Genomic DNA, 25,068 nt, shown 5'->3' with positions numbered 1-25,068 from the left:
TGCGCTTTTCATGATCTGCGTTCGACGCGATATTCCAGGTCGGCGTACCTCGACCAAACAACGCGGTCAGTTCCCTCTCCCTCTGGGAGAGGGTTAGGGTGAGGGGCTTTTGATCGCAGATCACTGCGCTTTTCATGATCTGCGTTCGACGCGATATTCCAGGTCGGCGTACCTCGACCAAACAACGCGATCAGTTCCCTCTCCCTCCGGGAGAGGGTTAGGGTGAGGGGCTTTTGACCTGACTAATGCAGTACAATCCGCCCCCTTCTCAACTCCCCCAAGGATCCGCCATGTCCGGGCTTGAACTGTTTGCCGCTGCCCTCGGTGTCATCGCCGTGTGGCTGACGGTCAAGCAGAATCCGTGGTGCTGGCCGATCGGGCTGGTCATGGTGTTGCTCTACAGCTGGATCTTCTTTGAGGTGAAGCTGTATTCGGACATGTTGCTGCAAGTGATCTATGCCGCGCTGCAAATCTACGGCTGGTGGCAATGGACCCGCGCCGGGACGCTGCATGACGGTCGCCAGGTTACCCGCCTCGATGCACGCTCGATGGTGCTCGGCCTCGGCGTTGGGGCGATCGGCAGTGTGTTGCTGGGCGCGGCGATGGCGCACTGGACCGACGCCGCACAGCCGTGGCTCGATGCCGCGCTCACCGGTTTCAGTCTGGTGGCGCAACTGTGGATGGCGCAAAAACGCCTGCAATGCTGGGCGTTGTGGTTCGTCCTCGATGTGATCTTTGTCGGCCTGTTCATCTATAAAGGCCTCTATCTGACTGCTGGCCTGTATGCGCTGTTTACCTTGCTCGCGGTGCAAGGCTGGCGGGAATGGCGCGCCGATCCGGCGTTGCGCACATGAAAGTCGTTGTTCTCACCGGCCCGGAATCCACCGGCAAGAGTTGGCTGGCGGCAGGGTTGGAGCAGCGTTTCGGCGGCGTGCGCGTTGATGAATATGTTCGTCGGTTCATCGAAGACAACCCGCGCGACACTTGCCTCGCGGATATCCCTGATATCGCCAGGGGCCAGTTGCAATGGGAAGATCAGGCGCGCGCGAAACAACCCGAACTGCTGATTCTCGACACCCATCTGCTCAGCAACATCCTCTGGAGCCAGACCCTGTTCGGCGATTGCCCGAACTGGCTGGAAAAAGAACTGCTCACGCGCCATTACGACCTGCACCTGCTGCTGTCGCCGCAACAAGTCGACTGGGCCGAAGACGGCCAGCGCTGCCAACCGGATCTTGCGGATCGCATGGCCTTTTTCGAAGCCACCCGCGCCTGGTTGATTGAGCATCAACAGCCATTGCAAGTTATCGAGGGCAATTGGGCCGAGCGGCATGCCCAGGCCTTTGCCGCGGTCGAGCTTTTGCTGTCCAGCTGAGCCGCCTTGGGACGAAACTGTCCGTTTTTGAAACACTCCTCACCGCGCAAAGCCCCCGTCCAAACGCTGTTCATCACTCCGTCACGTCACCTGTTACGCCGATGAAACACATCGGCGCAAACCCTTGTTCCAGAGCTTTCCGACGTCAAGTACCTTTCAAGCGCCCCTACATGTGTCTCAGCGCTGAAACAGTACTCGCTTCGAGCACTCCTCGAAAACACCTAAGCCATTGAAATAACTGAACAACTCAAAACCGGCACAGCTTTCGCTCTCTCCTTCACAACGCTGAATAACCCAGCCCACTGAAGAAGGAATTGCAGCCGTGGGGAATTTCAATAAAAGCCTGACCTGCCTCCTGCTGATCGGATCAGCCGCCAGCGCATTGATCAGTGCCAGCGCCCAGGCCGAAGGCAATGGAGTGATCGTCCTCAACCGCGACGTTCAACCCATCGCGATCGGTCGCAATGGCGGCAAAGACCCCTATCCGACCACGGTCAACGCCAACCCTTCGGCGCGGATCAACCAGACCCTCAGCAGTACCGAACTCACTGACGGTGATTTCGCCAGTGTCGCCAGCGGCTCATCGATTCGCGGCAACATGACCACGCCCAGCTCCAACCTGCCCGGCATGAACACCCTGACCAACCAGAACGGCCTGCCCGGTATGCGCACGGGCAGCGGCGGCGGCTCCGGGGCGTCTATCTCGAACACGGTCAACCGGGCGATGAGCACCGGGCTGGCGCCTCTGACTCGCATGGCCGGAGGCCAATGACATGAATCGCACCCTGCTGCTTCTCGCCCTGCTCGGCTGCACCAGCGCCATGGCCGATTCGGCTTCAGTGAACAAGGCCAATATTCAGGATTCCGGCGCACAGTATCGCGGCAACTTCAACGTCAACCAGGCCGCCGGTGACCAGATGCAACAAGCCAACACCAAGGCGATTGCCATCGGCACCGAAGCCCATGCCACCACCAACGTCAGGCAAACCATCGACACGCCCGCCAGCCGCGCCATCGACGCGAGCGCCAACATTGGCGGCAACTCTTTCAGCAATGGCAACGGCATCCTCGGTGTGAACCAGGGCGCCGGTGCCAACAATCAAATGGCCAACGTTACGCGCGTCAGCATCAGTGCCGGCCCGCAGAGCGTTGACGACAGCGCCCTTTCGCAACAGAACGTGGCGTTTTTACCGAGCTCAGGAGCAACTGGTACCGCAATCGGCAGTCGCCAGGTCACGACCAGTGATCAGGCCTTCACCGGCAGCCGTGGGGTAATCCAGGTGAACCAGAGTGCCGGGGTGGGGAACCGCATGGCTAACACCCTGAGCATCCGGGTCGCAGACTGACCCAAACAAAAAGCAGTGCAATTAGAAAAGTCCCAACACTTAACCAACTAATAAGCACGACGGAGAAACAACCATGAAACCTACAATGGCTCTCAAACCACTGGTTTTCGCACTCGCAGCAGTGATGGCAATGGCAGCACAGGCTGGCGGCCGTGGTGACAATGATCATGGTAACGGGCACGGCAATGGACATGGCAATGGTCACGGCCAGCCACAAGGTCCGAATCTTGAACAACTGCTGCAGATCACCGCAGGCGCCGGCGCCGCTGTACTCGACGCACAAAACAGCGACGGCAACGTGGTGAAAAACCAGGGCACCCTGAACAACGCCAATGCCAGCGACTCGCTCAACGGCTCCAACGGCAACATGGGCGCCAACGTCGCCGCTGGCGACGGCAACCAGCAGGACAACGCTGCTGCACTGGCCACCGCTGACGAAAGCTTCATCTTCGGCAATGCTGTTGCCGCCTCGAGCGCGACTCAGGTGAACAACAACAACTACGTGAAAAACTCGTCCACCTTCAACAACGCCACGCTCAGCAATGCAGGCAACAATGGTTCCGGCAACATCGGCATCAACGTGAGCTCGGGCAACTTCAACCAACAGAAAAACAACCTCGCCATCGCCGTTTCCGGTGGTCGTGTAGCGCAGGCCGCTGCCTCTGCCAACCAGTCCTCGACTGGCCTGGTCGTGGAAAACAAAGGCGTGCAGGCTTACAAAACCGACACCCTCACCGGTACTTATGCAGCCGCTGGCGTATTCAAAGCCAAAGGCACTGCGACCATCGAAGACGACAACCACGGCGGTTGGGGCAACCGTGGCGGCGGCCATGGCGGCAACGATGATCAGAAAGCCAAGTTCGAAGCCGTGGGTACTTTTGGCCTCGCTGGCGTCACCACCCAACAAGTGTTGACCAAAGATGGCTGGAAAACTCCAGTCGTCAACAACGCCAACATGACCAACTCGATGAACAACTTCTCCGGCAACGGCGGAGCCAACGTCTCGGCGGGTGTGGGCAACCAACAAAGCAACTCGCTGTCCATCGCCGCAGGTTGCAAAGCCTGCATGTAATCGCGATCGAAACGAAAGCCCCGGCAACGGGGCTTTTCCTCGGTTCCACAAGGCGTATTCGATCATGCGGACTCCTGCCCTCCTCGCTCTGCTTTGTCTGTGCGGCCTGACTCAGGCGGCCCAGATGCCCGTGGCTGCCCTGCCGGGTGGCGTGCTGGTCTACAAGGACGTGCAAAGCATTCGTGAGCGCAAGTTTGCCGACATCGTCGAACAGAAAACCGACTTCAGCTGCGGCGCTGCTGCACTGGCAACGGTCCTGCGCCAGGCCTATTGGCTCGACGTCGATGAGGAGCAAATCATCAAAGGCATGCTGGTCAACGCTGACCAGGACCTGGTGCGAACCCAGGGTTTCTCCATGCTCGACATGAAGCGCTACGTAGAAAGCATCGGCATGCGTGCCCGTGGCTACCGGATCCCGCCCGAGAAACTCGAAGCGGTGACCATTCCGGTGGTGGTTCTGATGGACATTCGTGGCTACAAGCATTTCGTCGTCCTGCAGCGCTCGGACAAGGATTGGGTCTACATCGGTGACCCGGTTCTCGGCCACAAGCGCTACAAGCACGACGACTTTGTCAAAGGTTGGAACGGCATTGTCTTTGCCATCGTCGGCCCCGGTTACGACAAGGCCAACGCCTTGCGCAGCCCTCCCGTGCCGCTGACGGCGAAGAACTCGCTGGACAGTTTCAACCCGGTCAAAGATGCGGAATTGATGGATTTCGGGTTCATTCAGAGCGACTTCTTTTAATCGCCGAGTTAGAGAATGGGACTGGATGTCCCGGGAGCAGCAGATGAAAAGCTCATACTGGCTGGCCGCCGCCTGCCTGGCAGCGAGTGCGTCAGGTTTAGCCCATGCCGGATTCAAACCCATCGAAATCAAGGACCAGGAGCTCGCCGAGCTGCGCGGTCGTTACGTCATGCCGGGGCGGATCATCAGCTTCGGCATCGTCATGAGCAGCACCTGGCGCAATGCCAGCGGCGACTTGATCGGGGCCGCGACCTCGATGCAGATCCAGGCTGCAACCGTCAAACCGGAATTCTATGTCTCGACCATCAAGGAGTCGGGCAACGGCAGCACCCCCACCTTGGGCACCGGCACTGTCATCGGCGGCGCCGGCCTCAATAGCAGCCAGGGTGTGACGCAAAGCGTACGCGCCGCCGGCGATGGCAACACCGCCAGCAACAACGTCGCGATCAACGTCAGCGAAGCCAGCCAGGCCCCGGCACTGGTGCCGTCGCAGGGCCAGGCCCTCATCGCCGGACAAACCATTACTGGCAGCAACGGCGCCGGCAGTGTCGCGGTTTCGGCCAATGGCGGTGGCGTGCAAATGGCCATTCAGGCCAGCGGCAATCAAGGCACAGCACTGCAACAAGTCGCCCAGGGCGGGCTGCTGCAGAACACCCGTTTGCTGGGCAGCGCCAACGTGGTCAACAACCTTACGCAACTCAACGTCGTACTTAACAATAACGGCAGAAGCGCCGGTGCACTGGATTGCAACCTGACCCAACTCGGGGCCCTACGCAATATCGGATATTGAACTACGCTGAGTCTCGATCATTGGGCTTAAAGGGACGGCTTATTCATGTATCGATCAGTATCACTGCGTGCCGCAGTGTGTTTGAGTACCCTTCTCCCGGCGGCAATGCTGCAAGCAGCACCCGACGCCGATGTAGAAGTCCTGAAACGGGAACTTCTGGAACTGAGACAACGATACGAACAACAACAACAAGCGCTGGCGGTACTTGAACAACGGGTCCGCCAGGTAGAAGAAACACCCGCCGCCCCACCGCCAAAACGGCTGGCCAAATCGCCGTCCGACATGAAAGGCAATCGCGTCGCCGGAGCCGCCACAGGCACCGGAGCGGCCGCTGCATCGGGAGGCGCCGCCGGGGGCAGCGGCGCTTCCTACGGTCAATCGCTGGCCGATGATTCACAACCGGCGCAGAGCGTTTCCAACCTGTATGACGAAGCCAGCGGTTTCTTTGGCGGCGGCAAGTTCAGCGTGGAAACCGGCCTGACCTATTCGCGCTACGACACCCGCCAGTTGATCCTCAACGGTTTCCTTGCGCTGGATTCGATTTTCCTCGGCAACATCAACCTCGACCGGATCAAGGCCGACACCTGGACCCTGGACCTCACCGGCCGCTACAACTTCGATAACCGCTGGCAGTTCGACCTGAACGTGCCGGTGATCTATCGCGAGTCGACGTATCAATCCGGCGGCGGCAACGAGGGCGCGGCTGGCGTAACAACCGAAGAAACCGTGACCAAGGATCCAACCATTGGCGACGTCAACTTCGGTATCGCCTACAAGTTCCTCGACGAGTCGGTCAACACCCCGGACGCCGTCGTCACCTTGCGCGTCAAGGCGCCGACCGGCAAAGACCCGTTCGGCATCAAACTGCGCCAGACCGACGCCAACTCCAACCTGTTCGTCCCCGACACCCTGCCCACCGGCAACGGCGTCTGGTCGATCACGCCGGGTATCTCGCTGGTCAAGACGTTCGACCCGGCGGTGCTGTTCGGCAGCCTTTCCTACACCCACAACCTCGAGGAGTCGTTCGACGACATCAGCTCCACGGTCAATCAGAAAAACCCGGGCAAAGTGCGCATCGGCGACAGCTTCCAGATCGGCGCCGGTATCGCCTTCGCGCTCAACGAGAAGATGAGTATGTCGTTCTCGGTCTCCGACCTGGTGCAACGCAAGAGCAAGCTGAAACAGGACGGCGGCGATTGGGAATCGGTGGTTTCCAGTGACGCGAACGCTGGTTACTTCAACGTCGGCATGACGATTGCGGCGACCGACAACCTGACGATCGTGCCGAACTTGTCGATCGGCATGACCGATGATGCGCCGGACTTTTCGTTCAGCCTGAAATTCCCGTATTACTTCTAGGCAAAAGCAAAAGATCGCAGCCTTTGGCGGCTCCTGCATTGGGATTCGAGTAATCCCTGCAGGAGCCGCCGAAGGCTGCGATATTTTGATTCTCAGGCTCTTGCTGGTGACCACTCATCGGAAACACGTCCGCACCTGTCAGATCTGACAGGTGCGCTTTTCGCAGAAATAACTTCTGATAGCTCCAGCGTCTGGTCGCCCGTGACCAGCCCGGGCTCAGGAGATTTGCCATGACCATTCTTCTCGCTGCAGATTTGTTTCCTCCAAAAATTCCCATGGCAACTGATCTGGAAACACCAGAGGCGTATCACGGCGGTATTTCACTGGAAGCCGTGAGAACGGGTTACCTGACAGCTGTCGTCGATCCTTGGGTCAACCAGAGTATTGGAGACAAGAGCGCCTTCTACTGGGATAACTCGCTCTTGCCGGTTCGAACGATAGAAATTGATGACACCAATCTCAATAAACAGCTGCTGTTCCAGATCCCGGCAGGTCAAATCACCAACGGCGACGCTTACGCGTTTTACAAAGTAACCCGGCCACATCAGCAGCCTGTGAAATCCCAGGAAATACTGATGCTGGTCAAATTCACCCGGCCCGGCGGCGATGACAGCGACAGTGAACCGGGGAATTCCGGTCTCGTGTACACGCTGGATCCGGACCCGTCGAAGGGGGTGGATGCCGAAATGGCCAAGCTGGGCGTCAAGCTGTTGGCGAGCTACGTAAACTGCGCCACATTCGACCGAATTATCGGGCGCTGGGGTGACCAGTTGGTGTCCTACTATCCAGTCACCAGAGAGCAAGTCGAAGATCCGGTCAATAATCCGATCTTTCTCACCTTCACCGAAAAAGTCATCAGAGACGAAGGCAACGGCAGGAACATCGAAGTGAGTTATCAGGTGTTCGACCGGGTCGGCAATCTGCCGGATCCGAACGCGCCATGGTCGAAAGTCACCTATGTGAATGTAGACCTGAGCATCAGCCGCTTGCCGGCGGCAACAATCTGGGTCAACAACCAGAACGTCACCACTATCGACCTGAAGGTACTGGGTACGAGCGACGCCGATGCCCGGGTGTATTTCACCCCGCCGGATTTCCAGATTGGAGACGAGGTCGAGCTAAGGTGTACCGGCCAGACACCTGAGGGAGTACCTGTCACGATCGGACCGTTGGTACACACGGTCGGCGCCGTGCCTGGGCACTTCGATTTCAAGCTGGCCAATGCCTCGATCAGGGCCATGGTCAATGGCTCGGCCACGACCAACTACAAGTTACTCCGCGCTAATGTACCTGCGCGTCCGTCCAATGACGTTGTTGTTCCAATCACTGGCGAAGTCAGTCAGTTGAAACCGCCAACGGTTGTCGAGGCGCCGGATTACAAACTTGACCCGAACCGGCATCAGAATGGCTTTACCGTGGTATTTGACACCGCCGCGTTTGACGCAAATCACGAGGTAAAACTGGAAATCGCCGGCACACCCGGCGCCGGCTCAGTACCTCCCCAGCAAAAGCCGGTGGCGGGACAGTCGAAAGTGCAATTCGACATTGATTTCTCTGTCACCGGGGCAAATCTGCAGCGCAGTGTGGAGTTGATATACAGCCTGATAGTTAATGGACAGCCGACACCTGTGCAGAGCGTGACGCTGGTGATTGGTGAGTTGCTGCAGTCGAGTATGCCAATACCGAAGCTCGAAGGGTTTGATGGTGAAGTGCTGGATGTTGGGTTGATCAAGGATGACACCAAGGTTTTGTGTGAGGCTTGGCCGTTCCAGTGCGCCGGGTGTCCGATTTGGTTGGAGTATGTGGAGACGTTTGCGGGGGGTGGTGAGCGGGTCAAGCAGCAGTTTGTGGGGGCAGCGCATGATCAGGGGGTGGGGTTAAGTTATCTGGCTGAGGTGGAGTGGTTGCGGGGGTGTAAGGCGGATTCGAGGTTGGCTGTTGTTTTGAAGGTTGGGTTGTATGAGGGGGCGGTTGAGGGTGAGGCGGTGGAGTGTCGGGTGAGAAGTTATGGGGTCAAGGCTGGGTTGGATGATTTGACTACGTTTGATAACTACAACTGGAATCATTGGGCTCAAGCTACGACTTACCAGCCATCCAACATCGTTCTTTCTTCGAACGAGTACTTCTTGAAAGCAATATTTGCACAGGGCTACCAATTCGGAGTTTATCTTTGCAAGTCTTATCAAGAAGTCGAGACGGACACACAGTTTGAGTTAAGTTTCGAATTCCGATCCGCAACGTCAATGACGGCTTTTCTTGTTCAAAATAATGTTCGTACGTATCACGACTTTCCTGCTAGCGAATCATGGCAATCATTTGTTATCCCCTTTCGCTCGGCGGCGTACTCCACGCCGAAAACACTTATGCTGCTTTTGTACGTGAACACTATACAAAGTTTTTCTATAAAGAACCTTCGACTGAAAAAACATGAATAGCACTTTAATTTCAGTTAGCGGGGATTGCGGTACTCATCTAACACCAGGCCTATGCATCAATCTATAATGAGTAGGCCGCGAAACTCCCAGGATTTCGCGACCATACTCAAAATTATTGCTATGCCGATTCAATCCATCACGATCGCCTGCCGCTTCGCCCGGGTTTCGTAATCCTCGCTCAGCTAATCGGCGGGCGAACTTTTCATCTTTACGATTATTATCGCCAGTCCAAAAATCGACCACTCATCGGAAACAGACCCGCACCTGTCAGATCTGACAGGTGCGCCCTGCCCACAAATCCGCTTTCATGACTCCAGCGCCTGGCACCTTGCAACCGGGCCCATAACGGAGCACTGCCATGAGCCAGCCGCTGGATGAAAACCGCATTCTTGCCCTGAGCCCTCCCTTCATACAGGGTAAGGTCGACTTGCAGACGCCGGAGAACTATCACGCAGGCATATCGCTGGATACCGACAAGGATGATTTGCGGATTTTCGTAGATCCGTGGATAGGCATGGCATTGAAAGACAAATGCCAAATGTCTTATAACGGCGTCAATGTCGGGACAATACCGGTCGATGAAAACAATCTGAATCAACGGCTGGAATTCAAAATCCCCAGGGCCCAGGTCACCAATGGCGCAGCACTCGTCTTTTACACGGTGAAACGCTTGGGTCAGGAGCCAGTGAGCTCCGAGCCGGTGTTGCGTATGTGGGTCCAGCTCACACGGCCAGGCGGCCTGGATCGCGACAGCGAGGACGGCCATTCCGGCCTGCTCTACACGCTGAGCCCTGATCCCCTGACCATCAGCCGCTTGCCGGCGGCAACAATCTGGGTCAACAACCAGAACGTCACCACCATCGACCTGAAGGTTCTGGGTACGAGCGACGCCGATGCACGGGTTTATTTCACCCCGCCGGATTTCCAGATTGGAGAGGAGATCGAACTAAGGTGCACCGGCCAGACACCTGAGGGAGTACCTGTCACGATCGGACCATTGGTACACACGGTCGGCGCCGTGCCTGGGCACTTCGATTTCAAGCTGGCCAATGCCTCGATCAGGGCCATGGTCAATGGCTCGGCCACGACCAACTACAAGTTACTCCGCGCTAATGTACCTGCGCGTCCGTCCAATGACGTTGTTGTTCCAATCACTGGCGAAGTCAGTCAGTTGAAACCGCCAACGGTTGTCGAGGCGCCGGATTACAAACTTGACCCGAACCGGCATCAGAATGGCTTTACCGTGGTATTTGACACCGCCGCGTTTGACGCAAATCACGAGGTAAAACTGGAAATCGCCGGCACACCCGGCGCCGGCTCAGTACCTCCCCAGCAGAAGCCGGTGGCGGGACAATCGAAAGTGCAATTCGACATTGATTTCTCCGTCACCGGGGCAAATCTGCAGCGCAGTGTGGAGTTGATATACAGCCTGATTGTCGATGGACAGCCGACGCCAGTGCAGAGTATGACGCTGGTGATTGGTGAGTTGCTGCAGTCGAGCATGCCAATACCGAAGTTCGGGGTTTTTCTGGATGATTTGACTACGTTTGAAAATTACAATTGGAATCGTTGGGCACAGTCTACTACCAACGCGCTATCAAATATTGTTTTCTCTTCGAGCGAATATTTCTTGGAAACAAGATCTATATCTGGGGCCTCGCACGGCATTTACCTTTCCAAATGCTTCCAAAACATCCAAACGGGCACTCAACTTGAATTCAGTTTCGACTATAGATCCGCAGCTCCGACAACGTCTTTTCTTGCCCAAAACAATGCAAGAGAAAATTTAGATTTACGTGCTAGTGGGTCATGGCAACCAATGATAGTCCGCTTTCGCTCGGAGGCGTCCTCTACACCGAATACACTTATGTTGATTCTGTATGCGTTTTCCTCCCAAATTTTATCCATAAAAAACCTTAGACTAAAAACATATGATGAAGCATTTTAGCTAGGTATTGGCGGGAGCTTGCCGCATTCACCTAATCTGATGCTTATGCAACAACCGATAAAAAGTTGGCCGCGAAACCCCTAAAACTTTCGCGGCCACACTCAAATTATCACTGTGCCGATTCAACACATCACACAACGCCTGCCGTTCCGCCCTGGTCTTGTAATCCTCAAGCGTGCCCATCGGCGTTGCGACAGAGTGCTGACTGATCAACCCCAAATCCCGCGCCTCGATTTGCCGCCCCTCCGCCAACACCAGCCCCCGCCGTACCCGGTTCGCCAGCTCGCGCACGTTACCCGGCCAGTCATGCTTGCCCATGGCAATCAATGCATCTTCGCTGAAGCTGCGTGGCCGCCGCCCGGTTTCGTGGCTGTAGAAGTGCGAAAAATGGTTGGCCAGCATCGACAGATCGCCATGGCGCTCGCGTAGCGGTGCGGTGACCACTTGCAGGACATTGAGCCGGTAATAAAGGTCTTCACGAAAGCGCTTTTTCTCGATCGCCGCTTCCAGGTCAACGTGGGTTGCGGCCAGCACGCGAACGTCCACCGGTATCGGCTGACTGCCGCCAACCCGCTCGATGTGCTTCTCCTGGAGAAAGCGCAGCAGATTGGCCTGCAATTCCAGCGGCAGGTCGCCGATTTCATCGAGGAACAACGTGCCGCCATTGGCCGCTTCGATGCGTCCGACCTTGCGCTGGTGTGCGCCGGTGAACGCGCCTTTCTCGTGGCCGAACAATTCTGACTGAATCAAATGCTCGGGAATCGCCCCGCAGTTGATCGCTACAAACGGTTTGTTGTGACGCTGGGATTGTCGGTGCAGGGTGCGCGCGACCAGCTCTTTGCCGGTGCCGCTTTCGCCGCGAATCAGCACGGGCGATTCGGTCGGGGCCAGTTTGCTCAACAGTTTGCGCAGTTCGCGGATCGGCTTGCTGTCGCCGAGCAGTTCGTGCTCCGGCTGATCGACGTGAATCGTGCCCTGCCCGCGCAGGCGCGCCATGCCGAACGCGCGGCCGAGTGTGACTTGGACGCGGGAGACATCGAAGGGCAAGGTGTGGAAGTCGAAGAACCATTCACAAACGAAATCGCCGACGTTCTGTAAGCGCAGGACTTCCTGATTGAGCACGGCAATCCATTCGGTGCCGCTGCGGCTGATCAGTTCTTTGACCGCTTCTGGACGTTCCAGGTGGTAAGGCTGCAAGCGCAGCAGGCCGACGTCACAGGCGCGGGATGCGGCGTTTTCCAGATTACAACTGTCGACATCCCAGCCTATGGCGCGCAATCCGGGCAACAGGCGATAGCAGTCGTCACACGGATCGACCACCAGTAAACGTCTCGACGCAGGCGCTTCGCTCATGACTGTTCCTTGGCGCCAAATTTGATAAATGATCGTAAAAACAGTCATTTGGCAGACCCGGTTGTAACACTAGCAAGATTTTGACGGCGGCTTGTACCGATTGCTTATAGGGCAGGTATTAAAAGAGTTATAAGAAAGTTGGTTGTTAGTTAGCTATCGACTATTTGCGGTGAGTCAAAGAGTGGCCCCTCAACCTAGCCCCTCTCCCAAGGGAGAGGGAACTGACCGAGGTGTTTACGCGAGGTACGCCGATCCGAAAGACCAAGCCGAACTCGAGTTTGAAAAGCCCACAAATCGGCTCCCTCTCCTCGGGGAGAGGGCTGGGGTGAGGGGTGAATTCAGCGCGGTGTTGGGACGGGTGCAGGATTAACGAAACGAACTTACGTTATGTAAAGAACCTGAAATTTCTTTGTTTCATGTGTGACCCGCCCCCCGGTTGCGTGCATCAGTACAAGTAACCCGCCGCACGGTAAGCCCAACCGACGGCACATCACTTGATTGGGCGCGAATAGAGAGAAGACCCCATGACTGCCCCGCTGCGTATCAACGAAGCACTTTTGATTGCCAACCACGCCTTCAAGCCTTTCCAGTGCGTGGCCTGGGCGCCACAAGACGGCAATGGCGAACTGAGCCTGACCGTCGTCGACCGCACCAACTCCCACATCGGTCGCAAACAGATCCCGAGCAGCGCCTACTCTGACCCGGCGCAACTCGAACAACTGCTGCAGCAGGCCCGCGCCGAGCTGAGCGAAGACGGCCACAAGTTGCAATCCTGGTCGATGCCACACTGATAACCGAACAAGGGCGGATGACGTTAAAGTCATCCGCCCTTGTTGTATGCGTAGCCGAACAATTAACGTAGTTGCAGTGCCGTTTCATCCAAAGTACTTGGCTCGCTTGCGAGTGGTTCAACAAGACACTGTTCTGGCACAGTGCGACCGTCCTTCTGTTAGTTCACCCAGTTGTACTTATCGCGTTTCGGGGATTGAATGTTTCGCTCGTGCAGTCAGCCGCCCAACCACTGGGTATCGGCTCAGGCACAAGGAGACGCGTGCATGTCCACCCTGAGCCCTTATGCGCTGCCTACTGCATGGACCGCCCCCGGTTCGCTCGACCCGACATTCGCCATTGGCGGTGTTGCGCAGGTGTACTTTGCCGGCAGTTTGTCCAGCCAGACTCAACATGTCACGCTCGATGCACAGGGTCGGATTCTGGTCGCGGCCAAGGTCGGTACATCCAAGGGAAGCCGTTTTGGCCTGGCGCGGCTGCTGGCCGATGGGTCGGCGGATTTGTCGTTCGGCATTCAGGGCAGCGTGATCGGCAGCTTTGTCGAGGGTTTCGAAGCCAAGGCCGGCAAGGTTCAGGTGTTAGCCGACGGCAAGATTCTGCTGGCCGGCCTGCATTATGAAGATACCCGACGCACCCTGCCCGCCCTCGCCCTGTTCGATGCCAACGGCCAGCCAGACCGATTCTTCGGCGATGACGGTTTCCAGGTGGTGCGACTGCCCGGCGAGCTGTCCATGGGCACCCGCGACAACTGGTTGCCGCCGGGCGTGCCGGGCGTCGAAGCCTGTGACTTTGTGGTGCAGGAAGACGGCCGTATTCTGCTGATCGCCAACCATCATTTCAGCCTTGCCGACCACGCCGGGATGCTGATTCGCCTGCATGCCGATGGCCGGCTCGACGAATCCTTCAATGGACGCGGATTCGTCGTGGTCCGCCACCTGCTGCTCAATACCTGGCTGAGTACGCTGCTGTTGAAGAAGGATGGGCGCGTCGTGGTCGCAGGCTCCATCGACTTTCCTCAGCAAGGCCTGCTGGCGGTGTACCGGCCCGATGGCAGCCTGGATGAGCGCTTCGCCGTCGATGGCTTCATGGCCTTCAAGGCCCACGGCAATAGCGCTCAGGTCAGCCAGATCATTGAATCCGACGACAGGCTTTATTGCTTCGGCAGCAGCCGCGATCCAATCCGCTGTTTGACGTTTGTCCTGCACGCCAACGGTCGACCGGATCTGCACTGTCATCATGGCCAACCACAGGTGGTGGACATCGGTCCCAGCGGATGCCAATGGAACGCCGCCCGGTTGATGAGCGATGGCCGCATCGTTGCCGTGGGCGCGACCATCGGCGGGGTTGAAGCCGACTTCATGGTCGCCCGTTATCAAGCTGACGGCAGTCTCGATCCAGCGTTCGGCCAGGGCCACGGTTGGTTGCGCACGCGACTGGGGCGAAGTCTCGATACAGCCAATTCTCTGGCCGTACAAACTGACGGCGCAATTGTGGTTGGTGGCTATTCGCTGGATGGCAACTACCGGGCAATGGTTGCGCGTTATCTGAATCCATAGAGCATTCAACAGGATCGAGATTATCGGCGACTTGATCTTCCTTGAAACATCCGGCAACTTTCGCGCTTCTAAATAAAAGGAGCAGCCGATGTCCGGTTCAATCGCCCAGGCGTTCGCGCACAACTTCCTCGGGCAATCGCCACGCTGGTACAAGGCGACCATCGTCGGTTTTCTCATTCTCAACGCCGTGGTGCTATTCACCATCGGCCCGGTCGCCGCAGGCTGGTTGCTGGTGATCGAATTCATCTTCACCCTGGCCATGGCGCTCAAGTGTTATCCGTTGATGCCCGGCGGCCTGCTGTTGATTGAAGCGTTGCTGTTGAAGATGACCACGCCGCAAGCGCTCTACGATGAGTTGCTGCACAACTTTCCGGTGATCCTGCTGCTGATGTTCATGGTTGCCGGCATCTACTTCATGAAAGATCTGCTGCTGTTTCTCTTCTCGCGGCTCCTGTTGGGCGTGCGTTCAAAAGCCATTCTGGCGCTGATGTTCTGCTTCTTGTCGGCATTTCTTTCGGCGTTTCTTGATGCGTTGACCGTGACGGCGGTGATCATCAGTGCGGCTGTCGGCTTCTACTCGGTGTATCACCGGGTCGCGTCGGGCAACGATCCACGTAAGGACAGCGAATTCGGTGACGATGAGCATTTACCGTCGCGACACCATGAGGACCTGAATCAATTCCGCGCTTTCCTGCGCAGCCTGTTGATGCACGGCGCGGTCGGCACAGCGCTCGGTGGCGTCTGCACCTTGGTCGGTGAGCCGCAGAACCTGTTGATTGGCCATGAGATGGGCTGGCATTTCGGCGAGTTCTTCCAGAAGGTAGCCCCGGTGTCGCTGCCGGTACTGGTGGCGGGTCTGGTCACTTGCGTGCTGCTGGAGAAGCTGCGCTGGTTCGGGTACGGCACACTGCTGCCGGACAACGTCCGCGCCGTGTTGGCCAACTACGCTGCCGAGGACAACGCCAAACGCACGCCTCGTCAGACGGCGGCGCTGCTGGTGCAAGGCGCGGCGGCGTTGATTCTGATTGGTTGCCTGGCGTTTCACCTGGCTGAAGTCGGCCTGATCGGTTTGATGGTGATTGTGTTGATCACTGCATTTACCGGCATCACCGACGAGCATCGCCTGGGCAGCGCATTCAAGGACGCCATGCCGTTTACCGCGCTGCTGGTGGTATTTTTTGCCGTGGTGGCAGTCATTCACGATCAGCATCTGTTCGTCCCACTCATCGAGTGGGTCTTGGCGTTGCCGATGGATCAACAGCCGGGCATGTTGTTCATCGCCAATGGCCTGCTCTCGGCGATCAGCGACAACGTATTTGTCGCGACCATTTACATCACTGAGGTGAAACAGGCTTTTCTTGCCGGGCACATGACTCGCGAGCACTTCGAAACGTTGGCGATTGCGATCAACACCGGCACCAATCTGCCGAGTGTGGCGACACCGAATGGTCAGGCAGCGTTTCTGTTCCTGCTGACCTCGGCGATCGCGCCGCTGGTACGTCTGTCGTACGGGCGCATGGTGTGGATGGCGGTGCCGTATACCGTGGTGATGGGACTGCTGGGCTGGTATGCGGTGAGCTATTGGCTATAACGACTAGCGATGTGTAGGAGCTGCCGAAGGCTGCGATCTTTTGATTGGGACGCAGAGCGTCCCGGGCTGCATTCCCACGCAGAGCGTGGGAACGATCAAACACCGCAAAACCCATGTAGGAGTGGATCAGCGCGGGAGGATGTACTGCTCGATCGCCAAAGCCACGCCGTCTGCGGTGTTGGCAGCGGTGACGACATCCGCCTGACGCTTCACCGCCTCTTCCGCCTGCCCCATGGCAATCGACAAGCCGGCGCATTTGAACATCGCCGGGTCGTTGCCGCCGTCGCCGATGACAGCGGTTTGCTCCAGCGGCACGCCGAGGTATTCGGCAATGGTTGTCAGCGCGGTGCCTTTGTTGGCCTCAAGCGCAGTGACGTCCAGATACACCGGCTGCGAGCGCGACACTTGCGCCATGCCGTTGACCTTGGGCAACAGCTGCGCCTCCAGCTCAATCAGCAACTCAGTGTTGTTGCTGGTGGCAACGATCTTGTCGATGCGCTCCAGATACGGTTCGAAACTCTCGACCACCACCGGCGGATAGCCGAGGCCGCTCTGTTCACGTGGGACCATCGGCCCGTGCGGGTCCTTGAGCAGCCAGTCGCCGCCACTGAACACCCAGATTTCCACCTCCGGTTGATCGGCAAACTGCGCCAGAGCAATCAGCGCGGTCGTGGCCGGCAGATAATGCGCGGCCAACAGTGTGCCGTCCGGTTTGACGATGGTGCCGCCATTGAACGCCGCTGTCGGCAAATCAACGCCCAGCGCCTCGATCTGCTGCAACATGGCTTTCGGCGGGCGGCCGCTGGCGAGGCTGAACAGCACGCCGGCATCGCGCAGCGAGCGCACAGCTTCGATGGTGCGTTGGTTCAGCGTGTGATCCGGCAGCAACAGTGTGCCGTCCATGTCGCTGAGCAGAAAACGTATCGGTTGTTTCGACAAATCACTCATCCCAGGCTGTGCCAGACGCGACCATCGCGAGTCAGCAGATCTTCGGCGGCTTGCGGGCCATCTTCGCCGGCCGCATACGTCTCGACGCTCGCATCCTGCTGCCAGGCATCAAGGAAAGGCTGCACCGCTCGCCAACCGTTCTCAATGTTGTCGGCACGCTGGAACAGCGTCTGATCGCCGGTCAGGCAGTCGTAGATCAAGGTTTCGTAGCCAGTCGACGGCTGCATCTCGAAGAAATCCTTATACGCAAAACCCAGCTCGATATTAGCCATGTTCAGTGCCGGCCCCGGGCGCTTGGCCAGCAGGTCGAACCACATGCCTTCGTTTGGCTGGATCTGTATACGCAGGTAAGTCGGCTGCAACTCGTCGACTTCGGTGTCGCGGAACTGTGCGTACGGCGCCGGTTTGAAACAGATGACGATCTCGGTGTCGCGCACGCTCATGCGCTTGCCGGTGCGCAGATAGAACGGCACGCCGACCCAGCGCCAGTTATCGATCATCACCTTGAGCGCCACGTAGGTTTCCGTGGTGCTGTCGGGCGAGACGTTGGCTTCTTCGCGATAACCCTTCAATGGCTGGTCATCGCGCTTGCCGGCGCTGTACTGGCCGCGCACCGAGTTGGCCCGGGCTTCCTCCGTCGACCAGGGACGAATCGCCCCGACCACTTTGGCTTTCTCGCCGCGCACCGCGTCAGCGCCGAAAGCAGCCGGCGGTTCCATGGCGACCATGGCCAGCAACTGGAACAGGTGATTGGGCACCATGTCGCGCAGTGCGCCGGTGTGTTCGTAAAAACTGCCACGGGTTTCCACGCCGACGGTTTCCGCCGCAGTGATCTGCACGTGGTCGATGTAATGGTTGTTCCAGAACGCTTCGAACAGGCTGTTGGAGAACCGGCTGACCAGGATGTTCTGCACGGTTTCCTTGCCCAGGTAATGGTCGATCCGGTAGATCTGCTTTTCGCTCATGACCTTGAGCAGGCAAGCGTTCAAGGCTTCGGCAGTGTGCAGATCGGAGCCGAACGGCTTCTCGATCACCACCCTTCTGAACGCTTCGGGCGTTTCTTCAAGCAAACCGGCGCTGCCGAGACGGCGCACCACTTCACTGAAGAAGCGCGGCGCGGTGGCCAGGTAGAACACCGCATTGCCAGTGCCGCTGTCGGCGATTTTCGCCGCCAGGGCTGAATAAGTGCTGTCGTCGAGGAAATCGCCCTGGACGTAGCTGATGCCCTTGGCGAGCTTGGCCCACAAGGCCGGATCAAGCATCTGATCGCCCTTGCCGACCTTCGCTGCCACTTCGGTACGGATGAAGTCTTCGAGCTTTTGCGCGAAGGCTTCATCGGTAATGGCGTTGTGATCAACGCCGACGATCCGCAGATTCTCGTCGAGCAGGCCGTCGCGACTGAGGTTGTACAGCGCCGGCATGAGCAAGCGCTTGACCAGGTCGCCGTGGGCACCGAACAGGAACAGCGTGGTCGGTGGTGCGGGTTCTGCCTTGGATTTTCTGCGGATCGTACGGGTCATTTCTTGGCAATCTCCACGTGGCCGCCGAAGCCGAAGCGTTGTGCCGACAGGATTTTGTCACCGAAGGTGCCCTGCCCGCGCGAGCGGTAACGGGAGAAAAGCGAATTGGACAGCACCGGTACCGGCACCGCTTGCTCCATGGCCGCCTCGATGGTCCATTGGCCTTCGCCACTGTCGGCGACCGAGCCGGAGAAGCCGTCAAGCTTCGGATCGCTGGCCAGCGCATCGGCAGTCAGGTCCAGCAGCCACGACGAAACCACGCTGCCACGACGCCAGACTTCAGCGATATCAGCCACGTTCAGATCAAATCGCTGATCTTCCGGCAGGCGTTCGCTGGATTTGGTCTTGAGGATGTCGAAGCCCTCGGCGAACGCGGCCATCATGCCGTACTCGATGCCGTTGTGGATCATCTTCACGAAGTGCCCGGCACCGGCGGGACCGGCGTGGATGTAACCGTGCTCGGCACGGTGGTCATCGGACTTGCGATCCTTGGTGCGCGGGATGTCGCCCATGCCCGGCGCCAGTGCGGCGAACAGCGGATCCAGACGTTTGACCGTCTCGGCGTCGCCGCCAATCATCATGCAATAGCCGCGTTCCAGGCCCCAGACGCCGCCGGAGGTGCCGACGTCGATGTAGTGCAGGCCCTTCTCGTTCAGCGTCTTGGCGCGACGAATGTCGTCCTTGTAGTTGGTGTTGCCGCCGTCGATGATCGTATCGCCGGGCTCAAGCAGTTCGCTCAGGGTGTTGATGGTGTCTTCGGTCGGTGCGCCCGCCGGCAGCATGACCCAGACCGCGCGCGGCTTGTCGAGGCCGGCAACCAGTGCTGGCAAGTCGGCGACGCCAGTGGAGCCCTCGGCGACCAGGTTATCGATGAAAGCGGTATTGCGGTCGTAAACAACGGTGGTGTGCCCGTTGAGCATCAGACGTCGCGCAATATTGCCGCCCATGCGGCCCAGTCCAATAATCCCGAGTTGCATGTGCTGATGCTCCTTACTACAAATAAATGTGTGTCATTGGTTATAGCCCAACGCGACTGATGGAGGTTAGTCCAGAGCGTTGCGATGAAGTTTCCGGGCATTGTGCCCGATCCAGAGTGATAACGCCCCGAATCCTGCCGAAGACACACCGACCATGAAAAATAAAAAAGTTCCCTTCCAGGGCAAAAGAAATCAAAATTGGCGCCGATAGTAAGTCAAGCGCCTCAAAACGAGGAGTGACTTACAGTTGATGCACGCCATTTGCGAGGTGAGCAATGGGCACAGTACATACAGCAATGCCGCCACAAACCCTCTACGTTACGATCCGTCGCGATGAATTGCGCCAGTTGAAAGACGAGCGCGACCAGTTGAAGCACGAATTGGCGCAATTGCGCGCACTGACCCAGGGCTCGCAGCCGCAACCGCGTCCGGTTGTGCAGCGCGCACCCCACGCCTGATCCTCGCCTGCTTCGGGAACGGCCCTCGTCGTTCCCGACACGTTGCACCTCTGACCGCTTGATACACACCAACAGCGGCGCTTAACAAATCTTTCACAAGCCCTTGGGGATACTCCGCCCCATTCTGGCCGTGCCTGCGTGTACGGCCTCTGTTCGTCGGTGTCATGGAAGCGTTTCCGGCGTGGGTCTGATGATTGAGCTGGAGCGCTGAATGGCATTGTTCAAACGCAGCAAAACGACTGCGGCCGGTTTCGACTGGGCCGGATTCATCTGGCTGTTCGTCTTCTTCTGGTATTTCTCGGGTATAACCCAACTGCTGATCCAGCTGACTGGCACGTCCGGCTTCACCGGATTTCGTCAGGCATTCGTGATGAGCGCGCTGTGGCTGGCGCCGATGCTGCTGTTCCCCAAACAGACCCGCGTGCTTGCGGCGATGATCGGTGTGGTGCTGTGGGCCTGCTCGATGGCCAGCCTGGGTTACTTCTTCATTTATCAGCAGGAATTCTCGCAGAGCGTCATCTTCATCATGTTCGAGTCGAACGTGTCGGAAGCCGGCGAGTACATGACGCAGTATTTCGCCTGGTGGATGATCCCGGCGTTCCTCGTCCATACCGCGTTTGCCTACTTTCTGTGGACGCGCCTGCGTCCGGTGTACATGCCGCGTGGTCGCGCGCTGGTAGCGGCGACGGCGATTGTCATCGCAGTGGTCGGCTACCCGCTGGTCAAGCAAACCATGCGCATGGGCAATTTCACTGAAGGCTTCGAGAAATTCGAAACCCGCATCGAGCCTGCCGTGCCGTGGCAGATGGCCGTGGCGTATCACCGCTATCTGGAAACGCTGGGGGATATGCAAGGCATGCTCGACAGTGCCAGCAAGATCCCGCCGCTGAAAAACCTCAAGGACGCCTCGGCCGGGCAACCGGCGACTTTGGTGCTGGTGATCGGCGAATCGACCAACCGTCAGCGCATGAGTCTTTACGGATACCCGCGCAACACCACGCCGGAACTGGACAAGCTCAAGGATCAACTGGCGGTTTTCGACAACGTCATCACCCCGCGCCCTTACACCATCGAAGCGCTGCAGCAAGTGCTGACCTTCGCCGATGAGCAGAACCCGGATCTGTACCTGTCGACGCCATCGCTGGTCAGCGTGATGAAACAGGCCGGTTACAAGACCTTCTGGATCACCAACCAGCAGACCATGACCAAGCGCAACACCATGCTCACGACCTTCTCCGAACAGGCTGACGAGCAGGTGTACCTGAACAACAACCGCAACCAGAACTCGGCGCAATACGATGGCGACGTCATCGAGCCGTTCAACAAGGCGCTGGCCGATGCCGCGCCGCGCAAGCTGATCGTCGTGCATCTGCTCGGCACGCACATGAGCTATCAGTACCGTTATCCGCCGACGTTCGACAAGTTCAAGGATCGCCAAGGCGTTCCGGCTGGCGTGCGTGACGATCAGGTACCGACTTACAACAGCTATGACAATGCCGTGCTGTACAACGACTTCGTGGTCTCGAGCCTGATCAAGGACTACGCCAAAACCGACCCGAATGGCTTCCTGCTGTACCTGTCCGACCACGGTGAAGATGTCTTCGACTCCGCCGGCCACGGCACGCTGGGCCGCAACGAAAACAAACCGACCGCGCCGATGTACACCATCCCGTTCATGGCCTGGGCCTCGCCAAAGTGGAAGGAAAACCATGACTGGAACTTCGCCGGCGACCTCAGCCGCCCGTACAGCAGCTCGCAACTCATTCACACTTGGGCGGATCTGGCCGGGTTGAGTTCCGATGAACTGGATCGCAGTAAAAGCCTGGTCAGCGACAGCTTCGTACCGCGCAAGCTGCTGATTGGCGACCCGTACCAGGCACCGCGGCGGGCGTTGATTGACTTCAGTTTGATGAAGCCAAAGCACCCGGATCCGGCGGAAGTTGCGCAGAAGTAAAACGACAAAGGGCCGAGAAGGCCCTTTTTTGTGCCTATCCACCGCGTTGTTTCTGTAATACGCCGCAATATTTGCGCTGAACCAGCGTTAACCCATTGTTAATGGCCGCGACGCAGACTTCTTTCGCGGTCTGCTTCACGGACGAACCGACTCCCACTTGTTCAGTAGGAGGCACCATGAAAACCACCACTATCATCCTCACCACCCTGCTCGCCCTCGGCTCCACCAGCGCCTTCGCTGAAGGCGGTGCCGAACGCATGCGTTATTACTACGACAATTTCCCGGTCCAGCACGCGCAAAGCGAGCAAAAGGCCGACGCCAGTGCGAAAGAAATTCGCGTCCCTGCTGACCAGACGGCGCAGGTGACCGAGTCTTATCGCGACTGAGCTTCACCGAGCAACCGATGGACCTTCCGTGGCTCCGCTCTGGCCCGGGAGATGACAGTTCAGGCGCCCTGATCGGGGCGCCTTTTTTTATGTTGGTGATTTGCGGTGAGGCGCCTTCAGGCCTGCAAGTCCTTTATCCAGAACAGCATCCGCCCGTGATCCGGATTGAACATCCCCGGTGCAAAGCCGAATTTGCGATATGAACCCTGCGCCACCGCATTGCCTTCCAGCACTTCCAGGGTGATCTTGCAGCAACCGCGCTGACGGGCGATTTCTTCTACCTTCTGCAGCATTTTCTGACTGAGCCCCAAGCCGCGAAATTTGCCGACCACGGCGACGTCGTGGACGTTGACCAGTGGTTTACAGGCGAATGTCGAGAAGCCTTCGAAACAGTTGACCAGCCCGGCCGGTTCGCCGCCGACGAAGGCCAGCACGCTGAAGGCATGCGGGCGGCGGGCGAGTTCTTCGGGCAGGCGTTGCAGCAGTTCGGGCGCGATCGGATGACCGCCGCCCATGGGATCTTCGGCGTAGTGGTTGAGCACGATGCCGATGGCTTCGGCGTGCACCGGGTTGCTGTAGCTGGCCTGAAGTACGAGTATTTCTGCGGAATCCATTTCCATCCCCGATAAGCAAAAAGCCCCGGCGCGCAAGGTGCTTGCTGGAAGGCTTTTGGACATTAGCTTGGGTGAGGTGGAGTGAGCAACTTGAAAAGCTGCGATCTTTCGCGGTCAGTGGCCCCAGATAAGCTCTTCAGTCCAGCCCAGTTCGGCGAAGTCTTCGGCGCGCAATGCGCTTTCGCCGACACAGAAAAATTCATCCAGTTGCGGTGGCTTCACCGTCGTGCCGCTGAGCATGGCGTGCACTTGGCCGCGATGATGGATCTGGTGTTCGAACAGGTGCGAAAGCATGCGCAGGCGGCTGTCATGTTGCGGTTCGTCGCGAGCGATAGTGACGATTCTTGGCAGATCGGCATCGCGCAGTTGCTCGCAATAGGCGATCAGCCGGCGATCGACGCGGGCCTGCTCTGCACGCAGCGCCGCAGCCTCAGTAAACGGCTCGTCTGCATTGAAGAAAACATAGCAATCCGGGTGCGGCTCGTCCCCGCGCAATTCACGCTCCAGCGCGTCGACGTAGAACCAATCGCAAGTGAGGATGTGATTAAGCGTGAGGCGGATGCCGGGGAAGAAGCTCACCCGTAGCTCCGCCAGTTCAGTGGCATCGAGCTGGGTCCAGGCCTTGGCCAGACGATGATTGGCCCAGGCATTCTGGTAGGCCATGGTCAGCAAATGATGGGACAGCGGTTGACTCATGTCGGCGCCCTCTTCTTTCAAGCTTCGGCGAAGCGCTGCAATTGCATCTCCTGCAAACGGCTGAGGGTGCGGCGGAACGGGAATTCCAGATAGCCCTCGGTGTACAGCGCGTCCATCGGTACGCTTGCCTCGACGTACAGCGGCACCTTGCGGTCGTAGCATTCGTCGACCAGAGCGATAAAGCGGCGCACGCCGTCGTCATGTACCGACAACTGTGGCAATTCCCGGTCGCCGGTGACCACGCGCTCAGCGCCGTCTTCGGTACCGCGTGCAATACGTCCTTCGCGTTTTTGTGCGCTGAGGTTCGGTACTTCGCTCAACAGAATAGCCCGGTAGCGATCGCACAGGGCAATGAAGTCCATGGCGGCGAAAGGTTGCTCGCACAAATCGCTGTAGCGGCACCACAGCACGGATTCGCTGGCTTGCACCACGTTGAGTGTGCGATGGCCCACGGCGACGGGTTCCTCGCTGACAGTCTCATCTGCAGCCAGCGATTTGAACACGGCCTCCAGTGCGCTCGGTAAAACATCCGCGCGAACAAAATAACGCTGCTCGATCGTCCCCGGATGCAAGCGATGATCCTCGGCGCCATTCACCGCGACCACGGTCATATGCGCCTTGATCGCCGCAATCGCCGGCGTGAAACGGTCGCGGTTGAAGCCGTCCGCGTACAGATCATCGGGCGGCAGATTGGAGGTGCAGACGATCACCACACCTTCATCGAACATCACCTGAAACAGCCGGCCGAGAATGATCGCGTCGCCGATGTCATTGACGAACAGCTCATCGAAGCACAGCACGCGCACTTCGCCGGCCAGCTCTTTGGCCAAAGCGCGCAACGGATCGGCGATGCCACTGAGTTGAAACGAACGCTGATGCACCCAGCCCATGAAGTGATGAAAGTGTTGACGCCGCGCCGGCACCCGCAAGCTCTGATAGAACTGATCCATCAGCCAGGTCTTGCCGCGCCCGACCGGCCCCCACAGGTACACGCCGTCGACCGAGCGGGCGCCGGCGTGCAAGGCTTCATGGCATTTTTGCAAGGCCCAGACCGCGTGCTCCTGGGCTTCATCCTGGATGAAACCCTTGTGGTCGACCGCGTATTGCCAGGCACTGAGGGGGGAGTCGAAAGTCATACGCGGGAGTATGCCACGGG

General features: G+C 58.2%; 23 protein-coding genes. 16 read left to right on the top strand and 7 right to left on the bottom strand.

The annotated features are described in order from the left end of the window. Nucleotides 1-290 precede the first annotated feature (290 nt). The 10 genes from pnuC to D8U70_RS23985 all read left to right on the top strand — a co-directional run bounded on the left by pnuC (nt 291) and on the right by D8U70_RS23985 (nt 11,070). Nucleotides 291-854 (top strand): nicotinamide riboside transporter PnuC, encoded by a 564-nt coding sequence (gene pnuC, locus D8U70_RS24030; RefSeq protein WP_130929910.1) that lies wholly within the window; start codon nt 291-293, stop codon nt 852-854. Then, on the top strand, nt 851-1,375 hold the full coding sequence (locus D8U70_RS24025) for an AAA family ATPase (protein WP_130929909.1): 525 nt from the start codon (nt 851-853) through the stop codon (nt 1,373-1,375). Before pnuC ends, D8U70_RS24025 begins: the two co-directional genes overlap by 4 nt. A gap of 322 nt (nt 1,376-1,697) precedes the next feature. Then, on the top strand, nt 1,698-2,147 hold the full coding sequence (locus D8U70_RS24020) for a hypothetical protein (RefSeq protein WP_073474511.1): 450 nt from the start codon (nt 1,698-1,700) through the stop codon (nt 2,145-2,147). Between the two features lies 1 nt (nt 2,148). Next, a complete protein-coding gene (locus D8U70_RS24015; protein WP_073474513.1) occupies nt 2,149-2,721 on the top strand; it encodes an adhesin in 573 nt (190 codons plus the stop codon). A 73-nt stretch (nt 2,722-2,794) separates the two neighbouring features. Then, on the top strand, nt 2,795-3,793 hold the full coding sequence (locus D8U70_RS24010; RefSeq protein WP_122704344.1) for a heme utilization protein: 999 nt from the start codon (nt 2,795-2,797) through the stop codon (nt 3,791-3,793). A gap of 64 nt (nt 3,794-3,857) precedes the next feature. Next, complete coding sequence (locus D8U70_RS24005; protein WP_130929908.1) at nt 3,858-4,538, top strand: C39 family peptidase; 681 nt, start codon at nt 3,858-3,860, stop codon at nt 4,536-4,538. A 43-nt stretch (nt 4,539-4,581) separates the two neighbouring features. After that, nucleotides 4,582-5,328 carry a hypothetical protein gene (locus D8U70_RS24000; RefSeq protein ID WP_122746305.1) on the top strand — a complete coding sequence of 249 codons (747 nt, stop codon included), beginning with the start codon at nt 4,582-4,584 and terminating at the stop codon, nt 5,326-5,328. A 45-nt stretch (nt 5,329-5,373) separates the two neighbouring features. After that, complete coding sequence (locus tag D8U70_RS23995) at nt 5,374-6,687, top strand: hypothetical protein (protein ID WP_130929907.1); 1,314 nt, start codon at nt 5,374-5,376, stop codon at nt 6,685-6,687. A 230-nt stretch (nt 6,688-6,917) separates the two neighbouring features. Then, nucleotides 6,918-9,122, top strand: coding sequence for a hypothetical protein (locus D8U70_RS23990; protein WP_130929906.1), 2,205 nt, complete (start codon nt 6,918-6,920; stop codon nt 9,120-9,122). 358 nt (nt 9,123-9,480) lie between these two features. Beyond that, nucleotides 9,481-11,070 carry a hypothetical protein gene (locus D8U70_RS23985; RefSeq protein WP_130929905.1) on the top strand — a complete coding sequence of 530 codons (1,590 nt, stop codon included), beginning with the start codon at nt 9,481-9,483 and terminating at the stop codon, nt 11,068-11,070. Nucleotides 11,071-11,097: 27 nt separating this feature from the next. On the opposite strand, the gene D8U70_RS23980 is transcribed toward D8U70_RS23985, so the two are convergent. Continuing rightward, nucleotides 11,098-12,423, bottom strand: a complete 1,326-nt coding sequence (locus tag D8U70_RS23980) for a sigma-54 dependent transcriptional regulator (protein WP_130929904.1) — start codon at nt 12,421-12,423, stop codon at nt 11,098-11,100. A gap of 524 nt (nt 12,424-12,947) precedes the next feature. Between D8U70_RS23980 and D8U70_RS23975 the strand changes: the two genes are divergently transcribed. From D8U70_RS23975 to nhaB, 3 genes are all read left to right on the top strand, one after another. After that, entirely contained in the window at nt 12,948-13,214 is a 267-nt protein-coding gene (locus D8U70_RS23975) for a hypothetical protein (protein WP_016774677.1), read from the top strand. A 264-nt stretch (nt 13,215-13,478) separates the two neighbouring features. Next, entirely contained in the window at nt 13,479-14,768 is a 1,290-nt protein-coding gene (locus tag D8U70_RS23970) for a hypothetical protein (RefSeq protein WP_130929903.1), read from the top strand. An 88-nt stretch (nt 14,769-14,856) separates the two neighbouring features. After that, nucleotides 14,857-16,359 carry a sodium/proton antiporter NhaB gene (gene nhaB / locus D8U70_RS23965; RefSeq protein ID WP_122612227.1) on the top strand — a complete coding sequence of 501 codons (1,503 nt, stop codon included), beginning with the start codon at nt 14,857-14,859 and terminating at the stop codon, nt 16,357-16,359. Nucleotides 16,360-16,485: 126 nt separating this feature from the next. Here the strand turns inward: nhaB and D8U70_RS23960 are convergent, their stop codons facing one another. Genes D8U70_RS23960 through gnd form a run of 3 tightly spaced genes read right to left on the bottom strand, consistent with a single transcriptional unit; the run spans nt 16,486 to nt 19,804 of the window. Next, on the bottom strand, nt 16,486-17,307 hold the full coding sequence (locus tag D8U70_RS23960) for an HAD family hydrolase (protein WP_130929902.1): 822 nt from the start codon (nt 17,305-17,307) through the stop codon (nt 16,486-16,488). Then, the gene (gene zwf, locus D8U70_RS23955; protein WP_122704360.1) at nt 17,304-18,827 is read right to left on the bottom strand and encodes a glucose-6-phosphate dehydrogenase; all 1,524 of its coding nucleotides are present in this window, start codon (nt 18,825-18,827) and stop codon (nt 17,304-17,306) included. The genes D8U70_RS23960 and zwf overlap by 4 nt, the downstream gene beginning before the upstream one ends. Further along, the gene (gene gnd, locus D8U70_RS23950) at nt 18,824-19,804 is read right to left on the bottom strand and encodes a phosphogluconate dehydrogenase (NAD(+)-dependent, decarboxylating) (protein ID WP_016774672.1); all 981 of its coding nucleotides are present in this window, start codon (nt 19,802-19,804) and stop codon (nt 18,824-18,826) included. The genes zwf and gnd overlap by 4 nt, the downstream gene beginning before the upstream one ends. Before the next feature lie 275 nt (nt 19,805-20,079). Here gnd and D8U70_RS23945 point away from each other — a divergent pair, with 275 nt between their 5' ends. The 3 genes from D8U70_RS23945 (at nt 20,080) to D8U70_RS23935 (ending at nt 22,602) form a co-directional block, all read left to right on the top strand. After that, the gene (locus D8U70_RS23945; protein WP_016774671.1) at nt 20,080-20,262 is read left to right on the top strand and encodes a DUF6026 family protein; all 183 of its coding nucleotides are present in this window, start codon (nt 20,080-20,082) and stop codon (nt 20,260-20,262) included. 211 nt (nt 20,263-20,473) lie between these two features. Further along, nucleotides 20,474-22,216, top strand: a complete 1,743-nt coding sequence (locus tag D8U70_RS23940) for a phosphoethanolamine transferase CptA (RefSeq protein ID WP_130929901.1) — start codon at nt 20,474-20,476, stop codon at nt 22,214-22,216. Between the two features lie 176 nt (nt 22,217-22,392). Further along, a complete protein-coding gene (locus tag D8U70_RS23935) occupies nt 22,393-22,602 on the top strand; it encodes a hypothetical protein (RefSeq protein WP_130929900.1) in 210 nt (69 codons plus the stop codon). 116 nt (nt 22,603-22,718) lie between these two features. Here D8U70_RS23935 and D8U70_RS23930 read toward each other — a convergent pair whose 3' ends face one another. From D8U70_RS23930 to zapE, 3 genes are all read right to left on the bottom strand, one after another. Further along, on the bottom strand, nt 22,719-23,216 hold the full coding sequence (locus D8U70_RS23930; protein WP_024012903.1) for a GNAT family N-acetyltransferase: 498 nt from the start codon (nt 23,214-23,216) through the stop codon (nt 22,719-22,721). Nucleotides 23,217-23,330: 114 nt separating this feature from the next. Then, nucleotides 23,331-23,912, bottom strand: a complete 582-nt coding sequence (locus D8U70_RS23925) for a DinB family protein (protein WP_130929899.1) — start codon at nt 23,910-23,912, stop codon at nt 23,331-23,333. Between the two features lie 17 nt (nt 23,913-23,929). Beyond that, nucleotides 23,930-25,048: a cell division protein ZapE gene (gene zapE, locus D8U70_RS23920; RefSeq protein WP_130929898.1), complete on the bottom strand. Its 1,119-nt coding sequence runs from the start codon at nt 25,046-25,048 to the stop codon at nt 23,930-23,932. Nucleotides 25,049-25,068 lie beyond the last annotated feature (20 nt).

The organism is Pseudomonas sp. Sample_20 (assembly GCF_004307585.1).
Lineage (GTDB): Bacteria > Pseudomonadota > Gammaproteobacteria > Pseudomonadales > Pseudomonadaceae > Aquipseudomonas > Aquipseudomonas atacamensis.
Note: the sequence above shows the minus strand (reverse complement) of the source record. Positions and strands in the feature narration are given on the sequence as shown.

Excerpts from the sequence above, each read along its gene's own strand:
- D8U70_RS23990 (WP_130929906.1), top strand. The coding sequence starts at position 6,918 with ATGACCATTCTTCTCGCTGCAGATTTGTTTCCTCCAAAAATTCCCATG.
- D8U70_RS23935 (WP_130929900.1), top strand. The coding sequence starts at position 22,393 with ATGAAAACCACCACTATCATCCTCACCACCCTGCTCGCCCTCGGCTCC.
- D8U70_RS23925 (WP_130929899.1), bottom strand. The coding sequence starts at position 23,912 with ATGAGTCAACCGCTGTCCCATCATTTGCTGACCATGGCCTACCAGAAT.
- D8U70_RS23975 (WP_016774677.1), top strand. The coding sequence starts at position 12,948 with ATGACTGCCCCGCTGCGTATCAACGAAGCACTTTTGATTGCCAACCAC.
- D8U70_RS23940 (WP_130929901.1), top strand. The coding sequence starts at position 20,474 with ATGGCATTGTTCAAACGCAGCAAAACGACTGCGGCCGGTTTCGACTGG.
- nhaB (WP_122612227.1), top strand. The coding sequence starts at position 14,857 with ATGTCCGGTTCAATCGCCCAGGCGTTCGCGCACAACTTCCTCGGGCAA.
- D8U70_RS23985 (WP_130929905.1), top strand. The coding sequence starts at position 9,481 with ATGAGCCAGCCGCTGGATGAAAACCGCATTCTTGCCCTGAGCCCTCCC.
- D8U70_RS24015 (WP_073474513.1), top strand. The coding sequence starts at position 2,149 with ATGAATCGCACCCTGCTGCTTCTCGCCCTGCTCGGCTGCACCAGCGCC.
- D8U70_RS23930 (WP_024012903.1), bottom strand. The coding sequence starts at position 23,216 with ATGGATTCCGCAGAAATACTCGTACTTCAGGCCAGCTACAGCAACCCG.
- D8U70_RS23960 (WP_130929902.1), bottom strand. The coding sequence starts at position 17,307 with ATGAGTGATTTGTCGAAACAACCGATACGTTTTCTGCTCAGCGACATG.
- D8U70_RS24005 (WP_130929908.1), top strand. The coding sequence starts at position 3,858 with ATGCGGACTCCTGCCCTCCTCGCTCTGCTTTGTCTGTGCGGCCTGACT.
- D8U70_RS24025 (WP_130929909.1), top strand. The coding sequence starts at position 851 with ATGAAAGTCGTTGTTCTCACCGGCCCGGAATCCACCGGCAAGAGTTGG.
- D8U70_RS23995 (WP_130929907.1), top strand. The coding sequence starts at position 5,374 with ATGTATCGATCAGTATCACTGCGTGCCGCAGTGTGTTTGAGTACCCTT.
- pnuC (WP_130929910.1), top strand. The coding sequence starts at position 291 with ATGTCCGGGCTTGAACTGTTTGCCGCTGCCCTCGGTGTCATCGCCGTG.
- zapE (WP_130929898.1), bottom strand. The coding sequence starts at position 25,048 with ATGACTTTCGACTCCCCCCTCAGTGCCTGGCAATACGCGGTCGACCAC.
- D8U70_RS24010 (WP_122704344.1), top strand. The coding sequence starts at position 2,795 with ATGAAACCTACAATGGCTCTCAAACCACTGGTTTTCGCACTCGCAGCA.
- zwf (WP_122704360.1), bottom strand. The coding sequence starts at position 18,827 with ATGACCCGTACGATCCGCAGAAAATCCAAGGCAGAACCCGCACCACCG.
- D8U70_RS23970 (WP_130929903.1), top strand. The coding sequence starts at position 13,479 with ATGTCCACCCTGAGCCCTTATGCGCTGCCTACTGCATGGACCGCCCCC.
- D8U70_RS23945 (WP_016774671.1), top strand. The coding sequence starts at position 20,080 with ATGGGCACAGTACATACAGCAATGCCGCCACAAACCCTCTACGTTACG.
- D8U70_RS23980 (WP_130929904.1), bottom strand. The coding sequence starts at position 12,423 with ATGAGCGAAGCGCCTGCGTCGAGACGTTTACTGGTGGTCGATCCGTGT.
- gnd (WP_016774672.1), bottom strand. The coding sequence starts at position 19,804 with ATGCAACTCGGGATTATTGGACTGGGCCGCATGGGCGGCAATATTGCG.
- D8U70_RS24000 (WP_122746305.1), top strand. The coding sequence starts at position 4,582 with ATGAAAAGCTCATACTGGCTGGCCGCCGCCTGCCTGGCAGCGAGTGCG.